The sequence below is a fragment of the Brevibacterium sp. 50QC2O2 genome (genome assembly GCF_024580675.1).
GTDB lineage: Bacteria > Actinomycetota > Actinomycetes > Actinomycetales > Brevibacteriaceae > Brevibacterium > Brevibacterium moorei.
Genome location: NZ_JANIJZ010000002.1, coordinates 132,730 through 154,963 on the forward strand (window position 1 = coordinate 132,730; position 22,234 = coordinate 154,963).

Consider the following 22,234-nt stretch of genomic DNA (forward strand, 5'->3'; position numbering starts at 1 on the left):
GTGCCACCTCCATATGATTCATTTCCCGCCGGAGTGGCACATATGACCGGCCGTCGGCTGTAGGTTCCCAGCGGAACTTGGCACAATAGAGGGGTGTCGACACAGCAGCAGAAGAAGCCCAAGCCCGGTTCCAGGGCCGAAATGCGGGAGATCCGCCGGACCTACAACTGGGTGAACATGGTCATCGCCTTGGCAGCGTGCATGATCGTTGTGCTGTTCGCGGTCATGATGGCGCCCAAACCGGACACCGCCAGTGAGCGCACCGTCGACGTCGGGCAGGCGGCGCAGCAGTCCAGCGGACTGCCCTTCAAGCTGTTCGTCCCCGAACTTCCGAGTGGCTGGCATGCCAATGATGCCGGGGTCAGCCAGATGGGTTCGCCCACCCTGGATACCTGGTACGTCTCGATGCTGGGCCCCGATGACCAGTGGGTGTCGATCAGGCAGGCGAAGGGCGATGAGCGCTGGGTGAAGTCACAGGCGGAGAACATGGCACCCATCGGCGAGGACAGGATCGGCGGTGTGACCTTCACCCGGTACGAGACCCCGGATCAGAAGCAGATCCTCACGGGTACCGTCGCCAAGTCCACCCTGGTGTTCCTCGGTACCGCCGATTGGACGAGCTTCACCGATTTCGCCCAGCAGGCCGTGGAACAGACGAAGAAGTAGCCGCCGGGCCGGCTGCGGTCCCGGTGTTATTCGGGCGAATCCATGGATGAGCGGCGAGCGGCCTGGGCGCTCTCCAGCCGGTCCCTGGCGCCGTCAAGCCATGCCTGGCAGCGGTCGGCCAATGCCTCCCCCCGCTCCCACAGGGACAGTGATTCCTCCAGGGTCAGATTGCCCGCCTCCAATCGCTGAGCGGTGTTGACCAGCTGTTCGCGCGCCTGTTCGTAGCTCAACGAAGCCACGTCTTCCACGGGCGGTACGGGCTGCGGGGTGGTCTGCTGTGAGGGTTCGCTCATGATGAGTGCCTTTCGCGTTGGTTCGACGATGTCAGTGGGCGGTGGGTGGTTCGGTGGGGTCCGGCAGGCTGGTCGCCGTGACGTCCGCGGAGATCTTGCCCCTGGCCACGGTGATCGACAGGGCGTCACCCGGGGAGACGTGCGCCGCGTCGCGCACCGCGCCACCGCTGGGGTCCAGGACCACGGCATAGCCGCGTGCCAGGGTGTTGAGTGGGGAGAGGGATCGGACCTGGGTGCGCAGGCCGTCGATCGTCAGCCGGGCGCCGTCCACCAGGCCCGACATGGCGCGCGTGGACCGGTCGCGCCAGGTGAGCATGTCAGCGGCACGGTCGTCGATCAACCTGGAGGGCTGGGCGAACACTGGACGGCTCAGCACCGATGCGAGTCCCTGTGCCTCGCGGTCGAGCAGCCTGGCCAGTGCACCGTCGAGGTTCGCCCGCATCTGCAGGATGCCCAGCTGTTCCTCGTTGTAGTCCGGCACGATCCGCTTGGCGGCGTCCGTGGGCGTCGAGGCGCGCAGATCGGCGACCTCGTCGAGGATCGGGTTGTCCGCCTCGTGCCCGATAGCCGATACCACCGGCGTGGTGGCCTGGTACACCGCACGGATCATCGCCTCATTGGAGAAGGGCAGCAGGTCCTCCAAACTGCCACCGCCACGGGCGATGACGATGACGTCCACCGCCTCGTCGGCGTCGAGTTCCTGCATGGCCGCAATCACCTGGGGCACCGCGCCATTGCCCTGTACCGCCACGTTGCGGATCTCGAATTCCACGGCCGGCCAGCGCAGCGTGGCATTGCGCACGACGTCTTTCTGGGCGTCGGAATCCCGTCCGGTGATCAGTCCGATGCGGGAGGGGAGGAAGGGCAGGCGGCGCTTGTGCTCGGGCGCGAACAGGCCCTCGTTGCGCAGTTGTCCCCGTAGGCGTTCCAGGCGTGCGAGCAGGTCGCCCAATCCCACGGCGCGGATGTCATTGGCCCGCATCGACAGGCGTCCGGCACGCAGCCAGAAGTCCGCCTTGACGTTGACGATGACATGGGCGCCTTCCTGCGGCTGCGTCGGCATCCTGTCGAGGACGTTGTTGAAGACCTGGACGGGCAGAGACATCTCATCGTTCAAATCGCGCAGGGTCAGATACGAGACCTTGCCGCGCCGATTGAACTCGATGACCTGTCCCTCGATCCACACCGCTGACATCTTGTCGATGTAGCGCTTCATATTGGAGCTCAGCAGGGCCAGGGGCCAGGGATTGTCCGGCGAAGTCTGGGCTGCGGTGGGCGCCAGGGCGGGAGTCTGCGGTGCACCGACGGTCCCGGGTGTGCCCGATATCCGTTCGACCATGGTTATTCCTCCATCCCGGCCGCTGGGTGCGCGGCCCGTGCTTGTCCCAGACAACACTAACCCGAGGCACTGTCACGCCTTTTACAATGGCCGGATGAGCACTGTACTCCTGCCCACCCCGGCGGTGCCGCGACACCGGGCCCCCGCCTCGGCGATCCGCAGCCCGCAGGGCATTCGCAAGCGCGTCCTGTTGGCCGCCCCGCGCGGCTACTGCGCGGGTGTCGACCGCGCCGTGATCACCGTCGAACGCGCGCTGGAACACTACGGCGCACCCGTCTATGTGCGCAAGGAGATCGTGCACAACCGGCACGTGGTCGAGACCCTGGCGGCCCGCGGTGCGGTGTTCGTCGACGAATTGGACGAAGTGCCCACCGGGGCCAGGCTCGTCTTCTCCGCCCATGGGGTGTCGCCTGCGGTGTTGGATCAGGCCAGGGAACAGGAGCTGGACGCGATCGATGCGACGTGCCCCCTGGTCACGAAGGTGCATCGGGAGGCGGTGCGGTTCGCCAGGCAGGGCTATCACATGGTGATGATCGGCCACGCCGGGCACGAGGAGGTCGAGGGCACGATGGGAGAGGCCCCAGGGCTGATCACCCTGGTACAGAATCCGGCTGAGGCCCGCAGTGTCGAACTGCCGGCAGGGGTGCCCCTGGTGTGGATCTCACAGACGACCCTGAGCGTGGACGAGACGCTGGAGACCGTCGCCGTGCTCAGAGGTCGGTTCCCCGAGCTGGTCGATCCGCCCAGCGATGACATCTGCTATGCCACGACCAACCGCCAGGCCGCAGTCAAGTCGATCGCGCAGCGGGCGGATCTGCTCATCGTGGTCGGCAGCGCGAACTCCTCGAATTCCGTGCGCCTGGCCGAGGTCGCACGGCTCTCCGGTGCGCGGGTTGCCAAACGCGTGGACAACGCGGGCGAGATCGATGAGGGGTGGTTCAACGATGTCGCCACCGTGGGGGTGACGAGCGGGGCCAGCGTCCCCGAGGCCCTGGTGCGTGATGTGCTGGGACTGTTGGCCGAGTACGGATTCGACGAAGTCGAGGAGGTCGAGACCACCACCGAGGACCTCATGTTCGCCCTGCCCAAGGAACTGCGCCGGGATCTCAAGGCCGCGGGCATCGCGTCTTCGAACAAGCCGGGCGGGGCGGATCGGCGTCACGACCTGCGCTGATGACTCCATCACATGTAGTGATTTGAACCACTTTATATATCGGGGTAATCTGGCTCACGCTCAAGTGAGAAGGAGGTCCCCCGTGACTGATAGCACCACTGCAAGCCCCGGCCCCACGACCGGTTTCGAAGGCCAACCGTCGATGAAGAGACGCCTTGGTTTGATTTCCCTGAGTTTCATGGGCATCGGATCCATCATCGGCTCCGGCTGGCTGTTCGGCGCCTATAACGCCGCAATGATCGCGGGTCCCGCGGCCGTGTTCTCCTGGCTGATAGGCGGGGTGATGATCCTGGCGATCGCCTTCTGCTTCGCCGAAATCGGCCCGATGTTCCCCGTCTCCGGCGGTGTGGTGCGCTATCCGCACCTGGTCTGGGGGTCCCTGGGATCGTATGCCCTTGGTTTCGTCATGTGGGTCGCCGCAGCGGCCACGCCGGCGATCGAGGTCATGGCCGTCTTGACGTACGGGACCAAATTCGCGCCCTTCACCACCGCGGTCGTCGGCAGCAGCGGCACCACCTCGCATGTGCTCACTCCCATGGGGATCGTCGTGGGCATCGTGCTGATGGCGGTGTTCACCGGACTGAACTACTTCGGAATCCGGCTCTTCGCCCGGATCAACGACGTCATGGTCTGGTGGAAGCTGTTCATGATCGTCCTGGTGGTCGCGGTCTTCCTGATCTGTGGCTTCTTCACGATGAAGATGGGCGGGCCCTCGAATTTCACCTCCCACGGCTTCGCCCCGCACGGCTTCGCCGCTGTCCTGACCTCCGTGGCGACCGCGGGAATCGTGTTCTCCTATACGGGCTTCCGGCAGCCGATCGAATTGGCCGGCGAGACGAAGAACCCGAAACGGAACATTCCCCTGGCGATTCTGCTGTCGGTGGGTGTGTGCGCGATCATCTACGCGCTGCTGCAGTTGGCCTTCACCGTGGGTGTGCCCGCGGAGATCCTGGACCGCGCGGGATCGTGGACCGGCCTGAGCTTCGACGATGACTTCGGCCCGCTGGCCGCTCTGTCGACGCTGGCCGGCCTGGGTGTGCTCACGGCCCTGCTCTACATCGATGCGATCGTCTCGCCGGCCGACACCGGCCTCATCTTCGTCGGCGTGGCTGCACGGGTGTCCTATGCGATCTCCCGCAACGGGAACGCGCCTAAGTTCCTGGGGAAGATCTCCAAGCACGGTGTTCCCGCCGGCAGCCTGATCTTCACCTTCATCGTGGGCTGTGTGCTGCTCATGCCCTTCCCCTCCTGGCAGGAGATGGTCGGGTTCATCACCTCCGGTTCGGTGATCTCCTTCGCCGCCGGCCCCCTGGTCCTGTCCGCACTGCGCAAACGGCTGCCCGAGCACCCGCGGCCATTCAAACTTCCCGGTGGGCAGTTCATCGCCATGGTCGCCTTCTGGTTCGCCAACCTCATCGTCTACTGGACGGGCTGGGAGACCAACGAGAAGCTGTTCATCGCGATCATCCTGGGCCTGATCGTGCTGGCCTGCATGTACCTCTTCGGCAAGAACGCTGACCATATCGCCAAACTGCACTGGCGCAACGGCGTCTGGGCCATCGTGTGGCTGGCGGGCCTGGCCCTGATCAGCTTCCTGATGGACCCCGCGCGCAATACTCCGGAGGGTTCGGATGCGACCCCGGCGGTGTTCTGGTGGGCGATTCCCGTGCTGCTGGTCTACAGCCTCGTCATCTTCTTCTGGGCGCAGAAGTCGGTGCTGCCCCATGACGATGTCGCACAGCGGGTGGCCGAGTTCGAACACGAGGCGAATTCCTCCGTGGAGGAGTGAGCGACAGGAGCGCTCCGTTCGGCCGGGTTGCGGAAAGGCCCGCCGGGCGGAGCGCTCTATGGTGTCCGAGATCTCTTCCCTTGCGGAATAGTTAAAGGTTGAAGTAAGTTGATCTGGACATGAAGAAATTCGGATTCTTGAGCTTCGGCCATTACGGGACCGGAGGCGGGTTGGGCAACCCCGATGCCCGCCAGTCCCTGCACGAGGCCATCGGCATAGCCCAGGCGGCAGACGACCTGGGTGTCAATGGCGCGTATTTCCGCGTCCACCACTGGCAGAAGCAGTCGGCATCGCCCATGCCGCTGCTGGCGGCGATCGCCGCCACGACGAAGCGCATCGAGGTCGGCACCGGTGTGATCGACATGCGCTACGAGAACCCGCTGTACATGGCGGAGGAAGCAGCGCAGCTGGACCTGATCGCCGATAACCGAGTGGCACTCGGCGTCAGCCGGGGGTCACCAGAACCCGCCCTGCGCGGTTATGAGGCCTTCGGCTACACCGGGTCCGAGGACGTGCGGGGGACTGATATCGCCCGAGCCCACTTCGGACTGTTCATGGACGCGATCCGCGGCCGCGGGGTCGGCCCGGCCGATCCCGCACAGTTCGGACGCACCGGGCTGTTGCGGGTCGAACCGCAGTCGCCGGGCCTGGACCGCCGCATCTGGTGGGGCGCCGGCAGCTTCCAGACCGCCAAATGGGCCGCGCAGCAGGGAGTGAACCTGATGAGCTCGACCCTGGTGGAAGAGGCCACCGGTCAGTCGCTGGGCGATCTGCAGAACGACCAGATCGAGGTCTACAAGGAGGCCTGGGCACAGGCCGGACACGACTGGACTCCGCGCATCTCCGTGAGCCGTTCGGTCTTCCCCATCGTCACCGAGGAGGACCGGCTCATGTATTCGGCCATGGGCGGTGATTCCGAGGATCAGATCGGCATCATCGACGGGCTGCAGACCACCTTCGGCAAGTCCTATGTGGGCGAACCCGATCAGCTGGTCGAGCAATTGCGCCAGGACAAGGCCGTGATGAACTCCGATACGCTCATGCTGACCATTCCCAGCCAATTGGGCGTGGACTTCAACGCCCGCCTGCTGGAGTCCTTCGCCAAGTACATCGCCCCCGAGCTGGGCTGGGAGCCCGCGAACTCCTAGCCGGTCGCGGATGTGGCACCGAGCCGTCGAGGCACACTCGCCCGAGTGCGCCTCGACGGCTCCGTTGTGTCCAGGGCTGTTGCGGGCCGGATCGTGGTGGGTTCGAGCTTGCTAGGGTGAGGTGAAAAACGAAAGGCCGCCATGTCGGCCCACCGTGTCCTCCCAGCGTTGGTCGCCCTCGTGGTGATGACCACCTCGGCCTGTTCCTCCACACCGAAATCCAATGATGCCGTCCCCACCCCGACTGCGTCCTCGGCGCCGAGGACCGGTGGGCGGGAGACGGCCGTCCCGACGAAGTCCGAAGGGGCCGCGGCGATCAACGGCCACTGGTGCGATGTCTATCTGGACGATAGTGCGGACGCCTGCTTCGAAGTGAAACTGCCCAAGGTCGTATTCGACAGCGGCAGCTCCTACCGGATCGACCGATACGGTTCGCCCAAGGACCTGGGCGGGGGAGTGTTCCAGTTCGACCAGGACGGTGCCCCGTTCGGGCAGTATTATCCGGCGGGTGTGCCACTGCAGGGGTTTGATGCCGACACGTATGACTATGCAATCGGAGACCTGCGGCAGTATGACCGGATCTGGAATTCGCAGGACGGGCGATACGCCGTCAGGCAGGGGATTGAGCGAGGTGCATGTCCGGTGGGCGTGGAGCCCGCGGTGACGTGTCCCAAGCGATAGTGGGCCCCGGCGCCGTGTGGCCTGCGGCCCGGTAGACTTGGTGACCGTGGCTTTGACAATCGGAATCGTGGGACTGCCCAATGTCGGCAAGTCGACCATGTTTAATGCACTGACCAAGAACCAGGTACTCGCGGCGAACTACCCCTTCGCGACGATCGAGCCGAACGTGGGCGTCGTCGAACTCCCGGACAAGCGCCTGAACCGCCTGGCCGAGATCTTCGGTTCCGAGAAGATCCTGCCGGCCACCGTCAGCTTCGTCGACATCGCCGGCATAGTGCGCGGTGCCTCGGAGGGTGAGGGCCTGGGCAATCAGTTCCTGGCCAATATCCGCGAGGCCGACGCGATCTGCCAAGTGGTCCGCGGGTTCTCCGATCCGGACGTGGTCCACGTCGACGGCGCCGTCAGTCCTGCCTCCGACCTGGATACGATCAACACCGAGTTGATCATCGCCGATCTGCAGACCCTGGAGAAGGCGCTCCCCAGGATCGAAAAGGAAGTCAAGCGCAAGCAGGCCGAACCCGAGGTCCTGGATGCGATGAAGAAGGCCCAGGCGATCCTGGAGGACGGTCATACGCTGTACTCGCAGATGCAGCAGGGCAAGTTCGACGCCGAACCGATCCGCGAACTGCAGCTGATGACGGCCAAGCCGTTCCTCTACGTCTTCAACGTCGACGATGACATCTTGGGCGATCCTGCGAAGAAGGACGAACTGCGCGCCCTGGTGGCGCCGGTCGAGGCGATCTTCCTCGACGCCAAGTTCGAGTCCGAACTGGCGGAGCTCGACGATGACGAGGCCCTGGAGATGCTGGAGCTGTCCGAGCAGGACGAGCCCGGCCTGGACCAGCTGGCCCGGGTGGGATTTGCCACCCTGGGTCTGCAGACCTACCTGACCGCCGGTCCCAAGGAATCGCGCGCCTGGACGATCCACCAGGGCGACACCGCCCCGCAGGCCGCCGGCGTCATCCACACGGACTTCGAACGCGGCTTCATCAAGGCCGAGATCGTGTCGTTTGAGGACCTGGACGAACTGGGGTCGATGGCCGAGGCGAAGGCCCACGGCAAGGTCCGCATGGAGGGCAAGGACTACGTCATGGTCGATGGGGATGTGGTGGAGTTCCGCTTCAACGTGTGAGCTCCGTGGTTCGACGGTGACGCAGTACCGCGATCGACGAGCCCTTTCCGCGATGGATGCGTGCGCCGTCGAGCGAGGAAGATGGCGGTATGACATCGAGTGCTGACCTCGCCGCACGGATCCGCAAGCTCGGTCTCCCGGAAGCAGTTGCGCGCATTGCGACTGAGGGCGGCGAGTCTGTCAGTCCGGCACTGTTCTATCGTGCCGATGCCGTATTTCGCGAGCCTGCAGAGGAGATCCAGCGCGGAACGGCTGAGGACCTGGTTCCGTTGTGGTCGTGCGGCACGCAGCACGCGTTCGCGGGGCAAGGTCGTTATCTCATCTGGGGGCCCGAGAGCGATGAGCCGGATGCGGTCTTCGCGACGTTCGCAGAGCTTGTGCGGGAACTGCTCACCGACCTCTGGGAAGACGAAGAGGACGAGGGTGAGCGGTCTCGTGTCGCGCATCTGCTGCTTCCTCATGATGAGGCTATCGCGGCTCTCGCCCCTCGCGAGCGCTGAACCGCTGCACGGTCGTTGCCGAGCTCGGCGTGCTCGATCTCTGGGCCGCGGTAAGCGGTGCAGCTCGACTAGCCGGAGCGCTTCGCGGAACCCTGACTGCGGTCTCTGCCGATCCTGGAGCGAGCTCTTCGCTCGACCCCGTCGACTCATTGTCCGGGAATCGCCTGGGGATGGCGTCAGGGCTTCTGATCGGTGAGGCGTGTGAGCCACTCGATGAGCAGCTGCGTCTGAGTCTGCCCGAGCACCTCGGGCTGGGAGGCAGCAATCTCGATGGTGGTCGCCAGGGGAGTCGCGGCTCGCGCGTCCGTGCCGGTGATCGCCGCGATCGTGCCCTCACGGACGGCGGTTGAGAGCGTCGGGTCGGGCTGGGCAAGGATGATCTGGCGCAGCGTGACACCGATGTTGGTGACGAGCACATGCGCAGCGGCCTGATCCGGGGGCACGACAAGGCGGCCCTGGGCGGCAGCGCGGGCCGCGAGGCCGCGCAGGATCTCGCTGGGCCGAGACTGCGCAGCGGGGGAGTGGCCGGGGCGCACCTTCCCGTACATGAGCGTGTAGAAGCCCGGGTTGGCCAGGCCGAAGGAGACGTGTGCGTCCCAGCCGGCTCGGATGTCCTGGATGGGGTCGCCGGAGGACTCCATCGACGCCTTCTGTCCGAGGTACAGGTCGAAGCCGTGCTCGACGACAGCATCGATGAGGCCCTGCTTCGATCCGAAGAAGTGATACAGCGTCGGCATTTTCACGCCGACGGCGTCGCACACGGCCCGCAGGGAGAAGTCCTCCCCTGGGGCGGCGGCGATCAGGTCTGCCGCAGCGGCGATCAGCCGTCCTCGTGTATCGCTTCCGACTGCACCTGTCATGCTGATACAGTACCTGATGTAGCAGTGGCATACTGTTACATATCAATGATACGAAGGGCTGACATGACGGACCATACACTCTCCGGCAAGAACGTTCTGATCGCAGGCGGGGCGAAGAACCTCGGCGGCCTCGTCGCCCGCCAGGCTGCGCAGGTCGGCGCAAATGTCGCGATTCACTTCAACTCCGAAGCCAGTCGGGTCGATGCCGAGCAGACGCTAGCGGCTGTCGAGGCATCGGGCGTCAAGGGTGCGATCATCCAGGCTGACCTGACGGTGCCGGCTAACGTCGCCCGCCTGTTTGCGGACGCGGAGGCGGCGATCGGCACGATCGACGTGGCGGTGAACACCGCGGGCAAGGTGCTGCGAAAGCCGATCGTCGAGACCACCGAGGACGAGTACGACTCGATGTTCGACATCAACTCCAAGGCCGCCTACTTCTTCATCCAGGAGGCGGGCAAGCACCTGGCCGACGGTGGAAAGATCATCACGATCGTCACCTCGCTGCTGGCAGCGTTCACCGACGGTTACTCGACCTACGCCGGCGGCAAGTCTCCCGTCGAGCACTTCACCCGCGCCGCGGCCAAGGAGTTCGCGGGCCGCTGGATCTCTGTCACGGCCATCACGCCGGGCCCGATGGACACGCCGTTCTTCTACGGACAGGAGACCCCGGAGCGAGTCGAGTTCCATAAGTCCCAGGGGATGGGCAACCAGCTCACCAAGATCGAGGACATCGCCCCGATCGTGCGCTTTCTCGCCACCGAGGGCTGGTGGATCACCGGCCAGACCATCCTGGCCAACGGCGGATACACCACCCGCTGAGCCGACATTTCCGCACCGACAACGAGACCATGGAGAATTCCATCATGACCACGCAACAGATTCCTGAGCCGGTCGCGTCATTCCTGGAGCGCGTGAACGCCCACGACGACGAGGCATTCCTCGACGCCTTCACCTCCGCCGGGGCTGTTGACGATTGGGGGCGCACGTTCACCGGCCGGGAGCAGATCAAGGCATGGAGCGATAGAGAGTTCATCGGCTCCCGCGGCACCTTGACTGTCGAAGAGGTTGGAACCACGGGCAGCACTGTCACCGTCATCGGTGACTGGCGTTCCAACCATGCCAACGGCCGTTCGACGTTTGTCTTCGAGATCGATGGCGACAAGCTCACCAAGATGACCATCCGCGAAGGCTGAAGACCGCGACAGGCGGACGTCGATCCGGTCGACGCCCGCCTGCCGCTGTTGCCGTGCCGAGCCACGTTGTGAGGACCCACCGCATGACCATCGTTCCGCTAGCACGCCCCGGGAACCGTCGATCCGAAGTCGGGCCGGTCGAGCTCTTCTTCGACCTGGTCTACGTCTTCGCCATCATCCAGCTCTCACATCTGCTCATCGAGCACCTGTCGTGGACGGGGGCAGCGCAGACCATGGTCGTCTTCGCCGCAGTGTGGTGGGGGTGGAACTACACCGCGTGGGCGATGAACTGGCTCGACCCGTCCCGCACGGCCGTGCAACTGCTCTCCGGGGTCCTCATGCTCGCCGCACTCGGCATGGCCATCGCCATCCCCAGCGCGTTCGGCGACGGCGCATGGCTGTTCGTCGGCTGCTACCTGTTCATGGGGATCCTACGGCCGGTGTTCATGATGATCGCACACCGCGGACAGCAGCTCGCGTCGAACTACCGGATGCTGCTGCTGTGGACCCTGCTCGCAGGCATCTTCTGGGTCATGGGGGCTGCACTGCCCGCCGAATGGCGGCTGCTGGCCTGGTTGATCGCCGTCCTCATCGACTACGCCGCGCCACTGGCCGACTACAGGATCCCGGGGATCGGTGCTGCGCCCATGAGCGCGTGGGACACCGACGCTGACCACCTCGCCGAACGCAACCGCCTCGTCTTCATCATCGCCCTCGGCGAGTCTGTGCTGCTCATGGGCGGCACAATCGTCACCCACGGACAACTCACAGTCGCTCTGGCGGTGAGCGTGCTGGTGGGCTTCGCCTCCCTGTTCGTCCTCTGGTGGAACTACTTCGCCCTCGCCGGGCCGGAGACCGCGGGGGGTGACTCCTCCACAGGTGCGCTGCGGTCCGCATATGCCTACGCGCACGCACTCATGGTGCTGGGGGCGATCCTCGTCGCGGTATCCATTGAGCTGCGTCTCTCACACGAGCACCTCACGCCCGCGATCGTCCTCGTCACGGTCGCAGGACCGATCGTCTACCTCATCGGAAACGTCCTGTTCCTGCGCTCCAGGTTCGGTCGATTGGCGCGGTCCCGCTTTATCGCTGTAGGCGTACTCGCCCTCATTGGTCTGGGCGCAGTGCTTCTCGACCATCAGCTGCCGGTGATCCTGCTCAGCGTCTCGGTACTCGCCGTGACCGCCATACTTGCCGCGCGTACAGCTCATCTCAGGCAGACCAGCACACCACACAAATGATCTGCTAGAGCCCGAGATGGTTCTTAGTGCCGGAATGTGGTGGAGTTCCGCTTCAATGTGTAGGGAGCCGGCCTGACCAGGGGCTGTGTTGCTTGGGCCCTGCGGGCAAGGGGTCTGAGTGTTCCGATCCAACGTCTGGCGATAGGTCCATAGATGCCTTCTGCGGCCCGAACACATCTCTCGTTGTCGGTGGCCATAGCTAAGATTCCGATGGACCTGCTCCACTGCGAAGGGACCACGATGGGGCGGACATCGCGGTGGCCGCCGCGCGTGAGCTGTGGGACGCCGGCCTCACCACCCCCGGCGCACATGCGCGCCTCGACGCACCGCCAGCGCGTCGCCGCGCTGGGCCGCGCCGGCTACCGCCGCTACGACGAGAGCACTGCGACCCGCCTGGGCCGCATGCCCGCGCACCTGCTCGCGGACTACGGCGGTGACCTGCGTCGGCTGCGTGCAACGGGGCACGGGGAGCCCGCGGCCCTGAGCCGCCTGCTGCGCGCCTTTCCCGGCATTGGGCCCGCCGGGGCGCAGATCTTCCTGCGCGAGTTCCAGGGGAGCGGGCGCCGGGCCGCGCCCTTGCCGTGCGCGGAAAAATGAGTAAGCTCAAAAATAGGCGCGCAGGTTGCGCGGCTGCCGCCCCGGCGGCCCATCGAGGAGGAACACCATGAGCGACATCGCCCGCGTCACCGTGCTGGGTGCCGGAGTGCTCGGCGCCCAGATCGCCTACCAGACCGCCTACTCCGGCTTCGACGTCACCGTCTACGACATCGGCGACGAGGCCCTGAGCGCCGGCCGCAAGCGCCTGGACGCGCTCGTCACCGCCTACCGGGCCGAGGTCGAGGGCTCCACCGAGGCCAGCACGCAGGCAGCGCTCGAGCGCCTGGCGATGACGACGGACCTCGCGCAGGCCGCGGGGAATGCCGATCTCATCATCGAGGCCGTCCCGGAGCGCCTCGACATAAAGCGCGAGACCTACGAGAAGCTCGCGGCGCTCGCCCCCGAGCACACGATCTTCGCGACGAACTCCTCGACCCTGCTGCCCAGCGACATGAAGGACTTCACGGGGCGTCCCGACCGCTTCCTCGCCCTGCACTTCGCCAACCAGATCTGGAAGTTCAACACCGTCGAGGTCATGGGCACAGCGGAGACGAGCCCCGCGGTCTTCGACACGGTCGTGGAGTTCGCCCGCGCCATCGGCATGGTGCCCATCCCCGTGCTCAAGGAGCGCCCCGGCTACGTGCTCAACTCGCTGCTCGTGCCCTTCCTCAATGCGGCCCTCGACCTGGCGGCGGGCGGCTACGCACAGCCAGAGGACGTCGACAACGTCTGGCGGATCGCCACGGGCGCGCCCATGGGACCGTTCCAGATCTACGACGTCGTGGGCCTTGGCACCGCCTACAACATCCTGTCGAGCGGCGATGAGCACAGCCAGCGCCTCGCCGCCTGGCTCAAGGAGCACTATATCGACCGCGGACGCATGGGCGCCGGCGCGGGCGGCGGCTTCTACGACGACCCGCAGGGCTGAGTCCCGCCCGCTCTGTGGTGGAGGTGGGCCGCGCTCGGTAGGCTCGACCTGCCGCGCCACGGGTGCGGCGGGCGCGCCGCCGGGCGGCCCGGTCGCGAGGAGGTCCGTGTGGGTGCAGCGCTGAGGGACGGCGATTCCGAGGCGGGCCCGGCCCGCCGGGAGACAGCCGCCGACCGCCGCGAATGGGCCGCCATGTGCCGCCACGTCCGCGTGCCCACGATGTGGGGCATCCCCCTGCGCCTCTTCCTGCTCGCCATCGGCGCCGTGCTGCCTGCCCTCGACCGCGCGCTCGCGCCGCCGCTGCACTACCCGCAGCTCGACGCGGGGGGCCGTGGGCTCGCTGCTGGGCATCATCTCCGGGGCCATGGTCACCTTGGCCGGCCTCGTCTTCAGCGCGCTGACGCCCGCCATGAGCCTGGGCGTCACCGCCCTGTCCGTGCGCATCTCGCCGGTCTTCCAGGCCGATCGCGAGGGCCGGCGCCAGGGCCGCCAGGCGGCGGGCAGGCGGGATTCGGAGCCGAGGGGAGCGGTGGGCGACATGGGACCAGCCTAGGCGCGCCTCGGGACCGGGCCCGAGGCGCACCCGCGGTGGGCGGGGCTCAGATGAGCCCGTGCTCCTCGAGGAGCTGGCCGATCTCCCCGTGCTCGAGCCTGCCGCGCAGGTAGCCGCGCAGCGCGGCCGGGCCGGGCATCTCCACCTTCTTGCCGTCGCGCATGCGCGCCGAGGCCTCGAGCAGGTCGCGCACATCGTACGTGGAACCCCAGGTCTCCGGCACGCCGCGCTCCACGTCGAGGAGTTCGTAAACGGCCTCCATGCCGGTGCGCACCGAGTACTCGGTCGTGAAGATCGTGTCGCGGCCGGTCTCCGCGAACTGCCCGAGGAACGCGAAGTTCGCCGCCCCCTCCGGCACGACCTGCGGCCGGTCACCCGCGCGGCGGGGCATGAAGAAGCTCGTCACGTAGGGCATCATGACCGGCACGCACCGGGCGCCGGTCGCCGCGAGCTCGGGGATCTCCTCGACGGGCACGCCCAGGTGGTAGAGCCACTCCTGGGTGATCTCCTCGCCGGTGCACTGCGCCAGGGGCTTCTTCACGTAGTCGCCGTCGACGTCGACGAACAGACCGTAGACCCAGACGACGATCTGATCCTTCGGCTGCTTCTTGAAGTGCGGCTGGCGATTGACCGTCCAGCTCAGCAGCCAGGAGGAGTCCTCGGCGGTGACGATGCCGCCGGTGACCACGCGGCCGCTGAACGGATCGCGCTGGGCGATGCGCTCGATGTAGGCGGGGATGCGCTCATCAAGCGTCGTGACGGTGGCCGATTCCCACTTCGTCTCCTCGATCGAGGAGCAGAAGACCTCCGGGCGCCCGAACGCCGTGTCCTTCTTCGCGATGCGCTTCCACAGGTCCCAGGCCGGGGCCGGGCCCTCGTTGAGGGCTGCGGGCGTGTGGTGGTCGCCGTCATCGGAGTTGTCCACGAGCGAGCCGATCGTCATGAGCGCGAGGTCGTGCTCGCCGAGCTCGATGGTCTCCTCGGCGCCGTCGCGGCGGCAGTGGATCGCGGTGGCGCGGATCTCGCCGTTGCGGTGGGCGAAGTCCACATCGAGGACCTCGGTGCCGGAGCGGAAGACGACGCCGTGCTCGGTGAGGTAGTGCATGAGCGGCAGGACGAAGGACTCGTACTGGTTGTACTTCGTGAACTTCAGCGCCGTGAAGTCGGGCAGCCCGCCGATGTGGTGGATGAAGCGGTGGAGGTAGAGCTTGAACTCGAGCGCGGAGTGCCACTCCTCGAAGGCGAACATCGTCCGCCAGTACATCCAGAACGGCGAGTCGAGGAACTCGCGGCCCATCACCTCGTCGATGCGCTTGCCCTCCATCTCGGAGCGCTCGGCGAGGAAGATCTTCAACAGGTCCTTCTGCGCCCGCTTCGGCAGGTCGAAGCGGCCCTCGTGGCCGGCGTCCTCGCCCTGGCGCACGGTGGCGCGACGCAGCGAGTAGTTGGGGTCGTCCTTGTTGAGCCAGTAGAACTCGTCGAGCACGGAGGCGTCCTCGAGCTCCAGGGAGGGGATGGAGCGCATCATGTCCCACAGGCACTCCATGTGGTTCTCCAGCTCCCGGCCGCCGCGGATGACGAAGCCCTTCTCTGGGACGTCGAGGCCGTCGAGGGCACCGCCGGAGGTCTCGCCCTTCTCGAGGATCGTGACGTTGGCGCCGGGGACCCCGGCGTCGCGGATGAGGAAGACGGCCGCCGCGAGCCCGGCCAGCCCGCTGCCGACGATGTACGCCTTCGTCTCCTGGGCGTGCCGCGCGGGGCGGGGGCGCGCGAATGCCTCGTAGTTGCCTGCCGTGTGTTCCATGGTCCGTCCTTCCCGACGAGGCCGGACGGCGGTCGTCCGGCCTCGTAATTGAGTGTACTCAATAATGAGTCGACTACAATCGCGGTGTGAGGACTCAGGATTCCATGCGGCACGGGCAAGCGGCGGCGCCGGGCAGGCGCGAGCGGGCGAAGGCGGACAAGCGCGCCCGCATCCTCGCCGCGGCGCTGGCGCTGTTCGAGGAGCGCGGGTTCGAGCGCACGTCGATGAGCGAGGTCGCGCGCGTCGCGGATGTGGCGCAGGGGACCGTCTTCCAGTACGCGGCCACGAAGGCGGAGCTGCTCATGATGGTCGCTGAGCCGCTCTGGGGCGCCCACGAGCAGGCGAACACGGCCCCGCCGCGCTCCGCGCCGGCGGCGGGGGAGACCGCGGCCCAGATCGCGGAGCTGATCTCGCCGTTCGTCGCCGCGATGCGCCGCTGGCCCGAGCCCACGACGTGGGTCGCCCGCGAGATCCTCTTCGGTGCGGATATGCCGCATCGCCGGCGGGTCCTCGACCACGTCGATCGCCTCGAAGAGCAGATCGCCGCGCGCCTGCAGGACGGCCGGGCCGACGCTTCCGGTGCGATCGGAGCGGCGCGGGACGGTGCGACAGGCACTGCTGGCGACGAGCCCGGTGCGGCTGCGGCGGCCGGCGCCCGCCTCATCGTCGCCGGGGTGCTGGCCGAGCTCAACCGCTCCCGGCAGAGACGGATCGACGGCGAGGACGTCGATGTGGTGCTCCGCCGGCTCATCGACCTCGTGGTGGCGGGGGCGGGCGCCGCCCGGTGACCCGGAAGCCGTCCGGGCCGTTCGAGCCGCCGCTGGCACCGGCCGGCGCCGCCGCGATTGCCCACCGCGTGGCCGGCAGGCGCGTGCCCGCCGGGGTCGTGTGGGGCCCACCGTCAGGTCCTCGCCCAGCAGGGCGGGGGCGATGGCGGCATCGGAGAACTCCATTGCCGGAGATGTCGTTGTCCTCGTAGACCCCTGCTGGAGTCCATCCTCTAGCCTTGATGAGCGCCTCGGCGTCCTCCCTGTGGCGGTCCATGCCCAGGCGACGGTTCTCGCGATACTGAGAGATCCGCAGGTAGACGGCGACCCGCCGAGGCTCAGCACTCATGGAGTCAATCTACGTCAAAGGTTATTCGGCTACGGAACGTGGTCGAGTTCCGGTTTAACGTATAGCGTTATTGACGTGTCGCGTTAGGTGTGGCAGCATTTCGTCATGATCAGATCGTTCGCCGACCGGGATACGGAGCGCGTGTGGTTCCGTAAACCTGTCAAGCGACTTGATCCGCGAATCCACAAAGCCGAGAACAGGAAGCTGCATCTTCTGGATGCGGCAACGACGTTACAAGTTCTGCGTGTCCCGCCCGGCAACCGCCTTGAGGCGTTGAAGGGCGACCGGCGGGGACAGTACAGCGTCCGGGTCAATGACCAGTGGAGGATCTGCTTCCGTTGGACGGATGCTGGGCCAGAAGACGTGAAGATCGAGGATTACCACTGAGGAGGCATGATGTCCGAGAAGCTCTACCCACCGATCCATCCTGGTGAGGTCTTGATGGAGGACTTCATCGGAGGATTCGGGATCACACAGCACAAGCTGGCCGTGTCCATTGGAGTACCTCCCCGTCGAATCAATGAGATCGTCCACGGCAAGCGTGCAATAACCGCTGACACTGCACTTCGGCTGGGGCGCTACTTTGGTACGGACCCCCAGTTCTGGCTGAATCTGCAGACTCGTTATGATCTGGAAATTGCCGAGGACCGAGCCGCCGGCCAGATCGCAGAGATTACCCCACTGAAGGTTGCGTGAGCGTGAACGAGTTGGCGGGTCTCCTCCGGTGTGCGGACGACGCAGAGGTGGAGACCGTCTGCCGTTACCAGCCCCGACATATTGAACTCACTCGGGCAGAGGCCGGCTGTCTTCTCTTTGAGGTTGTGCAAACGGGGGATCCGCTTATTTGGTCGGTTGCCGAGAGATTAGCTGATGAGTCAGGGTTTGACGCTCATCAGGCGTGAGTGCGGACGAGCGGCTGGGGACATGCAACTGCTGGAATCAGGCGGGACTACGCCTTCGGGACGAGTGCCAAATAGCTCGACAGTGCCAGAGATTGATTTGTGTCGGAATGTGGTGGAGTTTAGGTTCAATGTGTAACTTCTCGCTGAGCGAAGTGAGATGTATGGTGTCTTCGAGTAGCCGAGGCCGCATACTTGTATGACAGCTACGCCACTGACGACCTGGGTTCGTGGGTTCGTCGCTGAGAAGCAGTGAAGAGGGACAATGGACCAAGTCAATTATGACTATTGGACTACGATCGGGACGGTTGGCGCTGTTGTCGTGGCTCTGGTCGTTGCTCTCTGCCAAGCGACGGTCGCCATTGTTATTTCTGTACGCCGGCGTATTTTTGCACGGAGGAAAGTCGCCTCCTTGGTATCTGCTTGGCTTGAACACAGCTATAGTCCAAGTGCTGATGGAGATTACTATCAGCGATCAGTCTATCTGCATCTCGCAAATGAATCTGATGAGCCAGTTTTTAAAGCTGAAGTTACTTGCGGGATCGAGACTGGTGACGGTGTGATTCGACTCGGACCACTATCCGCACCGAGAGTGATTCCGGTCCTTCCACCGAAGCGAGAATTTGTCTACGACGTGACTATGGGGATGCTGGGTTTTGGTGAATTTGCTCATGATGCTTTCCGAGGGCTCGTAGCGGAGGTGGTTTTCAGCGATCACGAAGGTGGTCGGTGGAGACGGGAATTCGATGGAAAGCTAGAAAAAGTGAAAGGGCCAATCGCAGCAGCGATGGTAGAGGCCGAGGATGAATTTTCTCTGGCTCAGGCCGGTCCTGTCGAGAATCCATATAATCCACTTGCAATTGTCTTTGCGTTTACTACAGTTGCGAACGATGAGAGTATTGCTGATCAACAATTTCACGAGTATTTGGTTGACCAAGCAGTTGGGTGGAACGAGACACCCGAAGACGAGTTGTTAGAAATTCGAAAAATACTTAGAACTGCTAACCTAGCGCTGCACGTCTGGTATCCGACGCCTCGCATAGCATACGTTCGTCTCCTCGATGATCGAGATACGCGCTGTGGGGCGCGGGGTGCGACGGTTCTGACGTTGGTGTGGCGCAATGGAGTCGGATGGACATTTTTTGGTATGGGTCCGTATTTACCTTGGAGTATTGGGTTCGAAGCGGGAGAGTTAGAAACTGATCCCCTTGATGGTAGGGAGCATTAATCGCGTTGTAGAGGTTGCTCCGTGTCGGAACTCGGTGGAGTTCCGGTTTAACGTATAGCGGAATACCCCTCTGGAGGAGGAAAGAAGTGAGTTTGCGCAGCCGTGATTCTGCAGTCTGTATTCGGCCGGTGAACGGCGCGAGGGAGTATCCCAGGCTTGTCGAGATCTGGCGGAGCGCTGTAGATGCGACGCACGACTTCTTGGCTCCGGTGCATCGTGACCAGATTCAGTCGCAACTTGAGTCGGACTACCTGCCAGAAGTCGACGTGTACGTGGCAGAGCGTGGCGGTGTGGTCTCGGGGTTCGCAGGTGTCGGAGAGCGCCGACTGGAGATGCTCTTTGTTGACGCCTGTCAGCGAGCCAGCGGGATCGGTTCTGCATTGTTGGAGGCCGTCGTCGCCAGAAACGGTGTGACAACCGTTGACGTCAACGAGCAGAACACGCAGGCCTCCGAGTTCTACCGTCGGCACGGGTTCGTGGTCGTTGGTCGAAGCGAGGCGGACCAGCAGGGTCTTCCGTATCCGTTACTGCACATGGCGTTGTCGGGAGGAGAAGTAACCGGTGATGTGGTGGGGTTCCGTTTCCACGTCTGACACTGAGTTTCGAAGCGCTCCTCGGCGGCTGACATTCGTCCTATCTGCAATGAGCCCTTATAGAATCACGGGGTCCACGTCGGCGGACTGCATCATGTCCATCAGCGACGTAGCGCGAGTGAGTTCCGGTTCTAGCGATTGGGAGTCCTCGCGGGGGACCTATATCACGCGATATCATGGACGAATGAGCACCGTGGTTCGTGAGATCAGGGAATCCGCCGGTCTGAGTCAGGCGGAGTTGGCAACGCGCTCGGGCGTCGCACAGCCGAACATTGCGGCCTATGAGTCGGGGAGCCGACGGGCATCGCCACAGATGATCGAACGGCTGCGTCGCGCAGCCAAACCGTTGCCGCATGAGGCGCTTGCCGCGCATGCCGCAGCACTTGAGAGCCTTGCCGGCAGATTCGGACTCAGCAATGTACGCGTGTTCGGATCGGCTTCCCGTGGTTCCGATCATCCGGGAAGCGACCTCGACCTATTGGTGACGCGTACCGGGGGCGTCGGCTTGCTCGGCCTTGCCTCATTCGCTGATGCGGCGAGCGAACTGCTCGGAGTCGAGGTCGATGTCGTCAGTGATGGTGGTCTTGCACCGGGCCACGAGATTCTCCGGACAGCGGTTGCCGTGTGATTGCGCGGGACGAGGCCGCTCTACGAGAGATTGTGCGTTTGTGCTCAGTCGGTGAAGCGCTGGCGGCGCGCGGCCATGATTGGTACGTCGGCGACGCGGAGAATGTCCCGGGTCTGGCCTCGGAGTCGGTGATCATCAAGATCGGTGAGAATGTGGCACGATTGAGCGCCGGGCTCGTGGAGGAGCATCCGCAGGTGCCCTGGTCGCCGATCAAGCGAATGCGAGATCGCCTCGCGCACCAATATGAGGAAACGGACTATGGGGCCGTCTGGGACACCCTCGTGGGTGATCTTCCGGTGATCAGGAACTACATCGTCACGGTGCTCGGGTCCTGACGGCAAGTGTTGCAGTGTGTCGGAACTTGGTCGAGTCCCGGTTCCCCGACGGCTCGGAACAGGGCGCTGCGGCGGGGCGATTCTGCACTGGGATCAGTGGCCGGGCCGACTGGATTCGGCCCGGCCCGCCACCCGACCGACTACGGGAACCGGCCCGCAGGCGATCGGGTGAAGGCGGACAAGAACGCTCCCCTTCCGCAAGCTCCCGGGCCGGGTGCTTTCCCGGCCCGGCTCCGGCGATATCAGGAGACCATAACAAAGCGCCCGACGACGGTGCGCTCGGCCAGGCCCTGGAGGGTGTCGTTGACGGTCTGAGCTTCCAACGGTGCCTCGGTGATCGGCAGTTTCGGCAGCTCGGTGGAGTTGGCCAGATCCACCAGGGCGCGCAACTGGGGGAGGCTGCCGACGAAGTTGCCCTCGATCTTGAGCTGGTTGAGAGCCATCACCGTGGTGGGGAACGCCAACTGACCGCCGAACAGGCCGACGCTGACGAGCTTCCCGCCGATTCCCATAGCGCCCAGCGCCAGACCGGAGGTAGCGCCGTTGTTGACGAAGTCGATCGCCCCGGCCAACTTGCCGCCCCCGGCCGTCACGAGATCGGTCACGGGGTCTGCGCCGGTGGTGAGCACCGTCGCGGTCGCGCCGGCCTTCCGTGCGTTCTCCAGTGAGGCCTCGTTGACGTCGGCGGCGACGATGTTCTTGTGTCCGCGTGCCGCCAGCAGGGCCACCGCGCTCAGTCCGACGCCGCCGGTGCCGACGACCGCGATCGGCCGGTCGACCTCCTCCGTCAGCACTTTGGAAACCGCAGCGTAGCCCGTCACACCCGAGCAGGCCAGTGTCGCGGCCCATGCCGGGTCCAGGTCACCCACCGGGATGAGGTAGCGCGAGTCCGGGACCCAGACCTCGCGGGCGAAACCGCCCTTGAGCGCGATCGAGAGGTTTCGCTTGGCCCCGATGCAGTAGTTCTCGTTGTCGTCGCGGCAGGGCTGGCACTCACCGCAGCCGATCCAGGGGTACACGATGTATTTCGTGTCTCCTGGCTCCACGCCGGCTTCGGGTCCGGCAGCTACGACCTCGCCGACGATCTCATGGCCGAGCACGAATGGATATTCGGCACCTGCGTCGGTGACGGGCATCTGGCCCGCGTCCCCTAAGTCGAAATAGCCTTCTGCGCAGTGGACGTCGGAGTGGCAGATACCCGAATGGGTTATCTTGACGAGGACCGACGCCCCCGTGAGCTCTGGCGTTGCGATTTCGATTTCCTCGGCGGGGGCGCCCGGCTCCGCGATTCCGAATACCTGCATGTGATCCTCCTTGATCGTGCACTGCATGGTTCGATGGTCCGCGCGCCGCAACCATGGTGGTATTGCGGGCTCGGCAAATTGCCGGCACGGATAAACAGCAGGCTATATCTCCTTTTAATCTGGACGCAAGCAGTGGCCCGGTATTGCCTGCAGGACTGGACGCGCATGTCGCCGGGGACATACGCGCAGACCTTATGTCATCCCGGCACCGGGTGAACATACTGGCGCTGCAC

The 22,234-nt window shown here is 65.0% G+C and carries 26 protein-coding genes; 21 read left to right on the forward strand and 5 right to left on the reverse strand.

Annotated elements, in window-relative coordinates:
- Nucleotides 1-93 precede the first annotated feature (93 nt).
- Nucleotides 94-666, forward strand: a complete 573-nt coding sequence (locus NQ038_RS02050) for a DUF4245 domain-containing protein (protein WP_257048661.1) — start codon at nucleotides 94-96, stop codon at nucleotides 664-666.
- 26 nt (nucleotides 667-692) lie between these two features.
- On the opposite strand, the gene NQ038_RS02055 is transcribed toward NQ038_RS02050, so the two are convergent.
- Both NQ038_RS02055 and xseA read right to left on the reverse strand, forming a co-directional pair.
- Entirely contained in the window at nucleotides 693-959 is a 267-nt protein-coding gene (locus NQ038_RS02055) for an exodeoxyribonuclease VII small subunit (protein WP_257048660.1), read from the reverse strand.
- Nucleotides 960-990: 31 nt separating this feature from the next.
- The gene (gene xseA, locus NQ038_RS02060; protein WP_257048659.1) at nucleotides 991-2,298 is read right to left on the reverse strand and encodes an exodeoxyribonuclease VII large subunit; all 1,308 of its coding nucleotides are present in this window, start codon (nucleotides 2,296-2,298) and stop codon (nucleotides 991-993) included.
- Nucleotides 2,299-2,392: 94 nt separating this feature from the next.
- On the opposite strand from xseA, the gene NQ038_RS02065 reads away from it, so the two are divergent.
- The 6 genes from NQ038_RS02065 (at nucleotide 2,393) to NQ038_RS02090 (ending at nucleotide 8,722) form a co-directional block, all read left to right on the forward strand.
- Entirely contained in the window at nucleotides 2,393-3,472 is a 1,080-nt protein-coding gene (locus NQ038_RS02065) for a 4-hydroxy-3-methylbut-2-enyl diphosphate reductase (protein ID WP_257048658.1), read from the forward strand.
- Between the two features lie 82 nt (nucleotides 3,473-3,554).
- Nucleotides 3,555-5,261 (forward strand): APC family permease, encoded by a 1,707-nt coding sequence (locus NQ038_RS02070; protein ID WP_257048657.1) that lies wholly within the window; start codon nucleotides 3,555-3,557, stop codon nucleotides 5,259-5,261.
- 119 nt (nucleotides 5,262-5,380) lie between these two features.
- On the forward strand, nucleotides 5,381-6,409 hold the full coding sequence (locus NQ038_RS02075; RefSeq protein ID WP_257048656.1) for an LLM class flavin-dependent oxidoreductase: 1,029 nt from the start codon (nucleotides 5,381-5,383) through the stop codon (nucleotides 6,407-6,409).
- 141 nt (nucleotides 6,410-6,550) lie between these two features.
- Nucleotides 6,551-7,090, forward strand: a complete 540-nt coding sequence (locus NQ038_RS02080) for a hypothetical protein (RefSeq protein WP_257048654.1) — start codon at nucleotides 6,551-6,553, stop codon at nucleotides 7,088-7,090.
- Between the two features lie 46 nt (nucleotides 7,091-7,136).
- Nucleotides 7,137-8,222, forward strand: a complete 1,086-nt coding sequence (gene ychF, locus NQ038_RS02085) for a redox-regulated ATPase YchF (protein WP_257048652.1) — start codon at nucleotides 7,137-7,139, stop codon at nucleotides 8,220-8,222.
- 89 nt (nucleotides 8,223-8,311) lie between these two features.
- Nucleotides 8,312-8,722: a hypothetical protein gene (locus NQ038_RS02090; protein WP_257048651.1), complete on the forward strand. Its 411-nt coding sequence runs from the start codon at nucleotides 8,312-8,314 to the stop codon at nucleotides 8,720-8,722.
- 176 nt (nucleotides 8,723-8,898) lie between these two features.
- On the opposite strand, the gene NQ038_RS02095 is transcribed toward NQ038_RS02090, so the two are convergent.
- Nucleotides 8,899-9,582, reverse strand: a complete 684-nt coding sequence (locus NQ038_RS02095) for a TetR/AcrR family transcriptional regulator (RefSeq protein ID WP_257048650.1) — start codon at nucleotides 9,580-9,582, stop codon at nucleotides 8,899-8,901.
- A 63-nt stretch (nucleotides 9,583-9,645) separates the two neighbouring features.
- Here NQ038_RS02095 and NQ038_RS02100 point away from each other — a divergent pair, with 63 nt between their 5' ends.
- From NQ038_RS02100 to NQ038_RS02125, 6 genes are all read left to right on the forward strand, one after another.
- Entirely contained in the window at nucleotides 9,646-10,401 is a 756-nt protein-coding gene (locus tag NQ038_RS02100) for an SDR family oxidoreductase (RefSeq protein WP_257061713.1), read from the forward strand.
- 44 nt (nucleotides 10,402-10,445) lie between these two features.
- Nucleotides 10,446-10,775, forward strand: a complete 330-nt coding sequence (locus NQ038_RS02105) for a nuclear transport factor 2 family protein (protein ID WP_257048648.1) — start codon at nucleotides 10,446-10,448, stop codon at nucleotides 10,773-10,775.
- Between the two features lie 83 nt (nucleotides 10,776-10,858).
- The gene (locus NQ038_RS02110; RefSeq protein WP_257061714.1) at nucleotides 10,859-12,016 is read left to right on the forward strand and encodes a low temperature requirement protein A; all 1,158 of its coding nucleotides are present in this window, start codon (nucleotides 10,859-10,861) and stop codon (nucleotides 12,014-12,016) included.
- A gap of 270 nt (nucleotides 12,017-12,286) precedes the next feature.
- Nucleotides 12,287-12,613: a hypothetical protein gene (locus NQ038_RS02115; RefSeq protein ID WP_257048643.1), complete on the forward strand. Its 327-nt coding sequence runs from the start codon at nucleotides 12,287-12,289 to the stop codon at nucleotides 12,611-12,613.
- 67 nt (nucleotides 12,614-12,680) lie between these two features.
- Nucleotides 12,681-13,541, forward strand: a complete 861-nt coding sequence (locus NQ038_RS02120; protein WP_257061716.1) for a 3-hydroxyacyl-CoA dehydrogenase — start codon at nucleotides 12,681-12,683, stop codon at nucleotides 13,539-13,541.
- 331 nt (nucleotides 13,542-13,872) lie between these two features.
- The gene (locus NQ038_RS02125) at nucleotides 13,873-14,094 is read left to right on the forward strand and encodes a DUF2254 domain-containing protein (protein ID WP_257061718.1); all 222 of its coding nucleotides are present in this window, start codon (nucleotides 13,873-13,875) and stop codon (nucleotides 14,092-14,094) included.
- Between the two features lie 46 nt (nucleotides 14,095-14,140).
- Here NQ038_RS02125 and NQ038_RS02130 read toward each other — a convergent pair whose 3' ends face one another.
- Nucleotides 14,141-15,898: an oleate hydratase gene (locus NQ038_RS02130; protein WP_257061720.1), complete on the reverse strand. Its 1,758-nt coding sequence runs from the start codon at nucleotides 15,896-15,898 to the stop codon at nucleotides 14,141-14,143.
- 104 nt (nucleotides 15,899-16,002) lie between these two features.
- Here NQ038_RS02130 and NQ038_RS02135 point away from each other — a divergent pair, with 104 nt between their 5' ends.
- The 8 genes from NQ038_RS02135 to NQ038_RS02165 all read left to right on the forward strand — a co-directional run bounded on the left by NQ038_RS02135 (nucleotide 16,003) and on the right by NQ038_RS02165 (nucleotide 20,697).
- On the forward strand, nucleotides 16,003-16,686 hold the full coding sequence (locus NQ038_RS02135; protein WP_257061836.1) for a TetR/AcrR family transcriptional regulator: 684 nt from the start codon (nucleotides 16,003-16,005) through the stop codon (nucleotides 16,684-16,686).
- A 433-nt stretch (nucleotides 16,687-17,119) separates the two neighbouring features.
- Complete coding sequence (locus tag NQ038_RS02140) at nucleotides 17,120-17,401, forward strand: type II toxin-antitoxin system RelE/ParE family toxin (RefSeq protein WP_257048637.1); 282 nt, start codon at nucleotides 17,120-17,122, stop codon at nucleotides 17,399-17,401.
- Between the two features lie 9 nt (nucleotides 17,402-17,410).
- Complete coding sequence (locus NQ038_RS02145; protein WP_257048752.1) at nucleotides 17,411-17,710, forward strand: HigA family addiction module antitoxin; 300 nt, start codon at nucleotides 17,411-17,413, stop codon at nucleotides 17,708-17,710.
- Nucleotides 17,711-17,757: 47 nt separating this feature from the next.
- On the forward strand, nucleotides 17,758-17,916 hold the full coding sequence (locus tag NQ038_RS15540) for a putative quinol monooxygenase (protein WP_373456770.1): 159 nt from the start codon (nucleotides 17,758-17,760) through the stop codon (nucleotides 17,914-17,916).
- 262 nt (nucleotides 17,917-18,178) lie between these two features.
- Nucleotides 18,179-19,141, forward strand: a complete 963-nt coding sequence (locus NQ038_RS02150; RefSeq protein ID WP_257048636.1) for a hypothetical protein — start codon at nucleotides 18,179-18,181, stop codon at nucleotides 19,139-19,141.
- Nucleotides 19,142-19,227: 86 nt separating this feature from the next.
- Nucleotides 19,228-19,734 carry a GNAT family N-acetyltransferase gene (locus NQ038_RS02155; protein ID WP_257048635.1) on the forward strand — a complete coding sequence of 169 codons (507 nt, stop codon included), beginning with the start codon at nucleotides 19,228-19,230 and terminating at the stop codon, nucleotides 19,732-19,734.
- A gap of 184 nt (nucleotides 19,735-19,918) precedes the next feature.
- Nucleotides 19,919-20,362 (forward strand): helix-turn-helix domain-containing protein, encoded by a 444-nt coding sequence (locus tag NQ038_RS02160; protein WP_257061722.1) that lies wholly within the window; start codon nucleotides 19,919-19,921, stop codon nucleotides 20,360-20,362.
- A complete protein-coding gene (locus NQ038_RS02165) occupies nucleotides 20,359-20,697 on the forward strand; it encodes a HepT-like ribonuclease domain-containing protein (protein ID WP_257047135.1) in 339 nt (112 codons plus the stop codon). Before NQ038_RS02160 ends, NQ038_RS02165 begins: the two co-directional genes overlap by 4 nt.
- A gap of 242 nt (nucleotides 20,698-20,939) precedes the next feature.
- Here the strand turns inward: NQ038_RS02165 and NQ038_RS02170 are convergent, their stop codons facing one another.
- Nucleotides 20,940-22,001: an alcohol dehydrogenase gene (locus NQ038_RS02170; protein ID WP_257061723.1), complete on the reverse strand. Its 1,062-nt coding sequence runs from the start codon at nucleotides 21,999-22,001 to the stop codon at nucleotides 20,940-20,942.
- Nucleotides 22,002-22,234: the final 233 nt, after the last annotated feature.

What these genes read in the sequence shown, in the direction of transcription:
- NQ038_RS02140 (WP_257048637.1), top strand. Translation starts at nt 17,120, where the DNA reads ATGATCAGATCGTTCGCCGACCGGGATACGGAGCGCGTGTGGTTCCGT.
- NQ038_RS02135 (WP_257061836.1), top strand. Translation starts at nt 16,003, where the DNA reads ATGCGGCACGGGCAAGCGGCGGCGCCGGGCAGGCGCGAGCGGGCGAAG.
- NQ038_RS02105 (WP_257048648.1), top strand. Translation starts at nt 10,446, where the DNA reads ATGACCACGCAACAGATTCCTGAGCCGGTCGCGTCATTCCTGGAGCGC.
- NQ038_RS02110 (WP_257061714.1), top strand. Translation starts at nt 10,859, where the DNA reads ATGACCATCGTTCCGCTAGCACGCCCCGGGAACCGTCGATCCGAAGTC.
- NQ038_RS02170 (WP_257061723.1), bottom strand. Translation starts at nt 22,001, where the DNA reads ATGCAGGTATTCGGAATCGCGGAGCCGGGCGCCCCCGCCGAGGAAATC.
- NQ038_RS02160 (WP_257061722.1), top strand. Translation starts at nt 19,919, where the DNA reads ATGAGCACCGTGGTTCGTGAGATCAGGGAATCCGCCGGTCTGAGTCAG.
- NQ038_RS02120 (WP_257061716.1), top strand. Translation starts at nt 12,681, where the DNA reads ATGAGCGACATCGCCCGCGTCACCGTGCTGGGTGCCGGAGTGCTCGGC.
- NQ038_RS02100 (WP_257061713.1), top strand. Translation starts at nt 9,646, where the DNA reads ATGACGGACCATACACTCTCCGGCAAGAACGTTCTGATCGCAGGCGGG.
- NQ038_RS02055 (WP_257048660.1), bottom strand. Translation starts at nt 959, where the DNA reads ATGAGCGAACCCTCACAGCAGACCACCCCGCAGCCCGTACCGCCCGTG.
- xseA (WP_257048659.1), bottom strand. Translation starts at nt 2,298, where the DNA reads ATGGTCGAACGGATATCGGGCACACCCGGGACCGTCGGTGCACCGCAG.
- NQ038_RS02145 (WP_257048752.1), top strand. Translation starts at nt 17,411, where the DNA reads ATGTCCGAGAAGCTCTACCCACCGATCCATCCTGGTGAGGTCTTGATG.
- NQ038_RS02080 (WP_257048654.1), top strand. Translation starts at nt 6,551, where the DNA reads ATGTCGGCCCACCGTGTCCTCCCAGCGTTGGTCGCCCTCGTGGTGATG.
- NQ038_RS02065 (WP_257048658.1), top strand. Translation starts at nt 2,393, where the DNA reads ATGAGCACTGTACTCCTGCCCACCCCGGCGGTGCCGCGACACCGGGCC.
- NQ038_RS02150 (WP_257048636.1), top strand. Translation starts at nt 18,179, where the DNA reads ATGGACCAAGTCAATTATGACTATTGGACTACGATCGGGACGGTTGGC.
- NQ038_RS02095 (WP_257048650.1), bottom strand. Translation starts at nt 9,582, where the DNA reads ATGACAGGTGCAGTCGGAAGCGATACACGAGGACGGCTGATCGCCGCT.
- NQ038_RS02090 (WP_257048651.1), top strand. Translation starts at nt 8,312, where the DNA reads ATGACATCGAGTGCTGACCTCGCCGCACGGATCCGCAAGCTCGGTCTC.
- NQ038_RS02075 (WP_257048656.1), top strand. Translation starts at nt 5,381, where the DNA reads ATGAAGAAATTCGGATTCTTGAGCTTCGGCCATTACGGGACCGGAGGC.
- NQ038_RS02130 (WP_257061720.1), bottom strand. Translation starts at nt 15,898, where the DNA reads ATGGAACACACGGCAGGCAACTACGAGGCATTCGCGCGCCCCCGCCCC.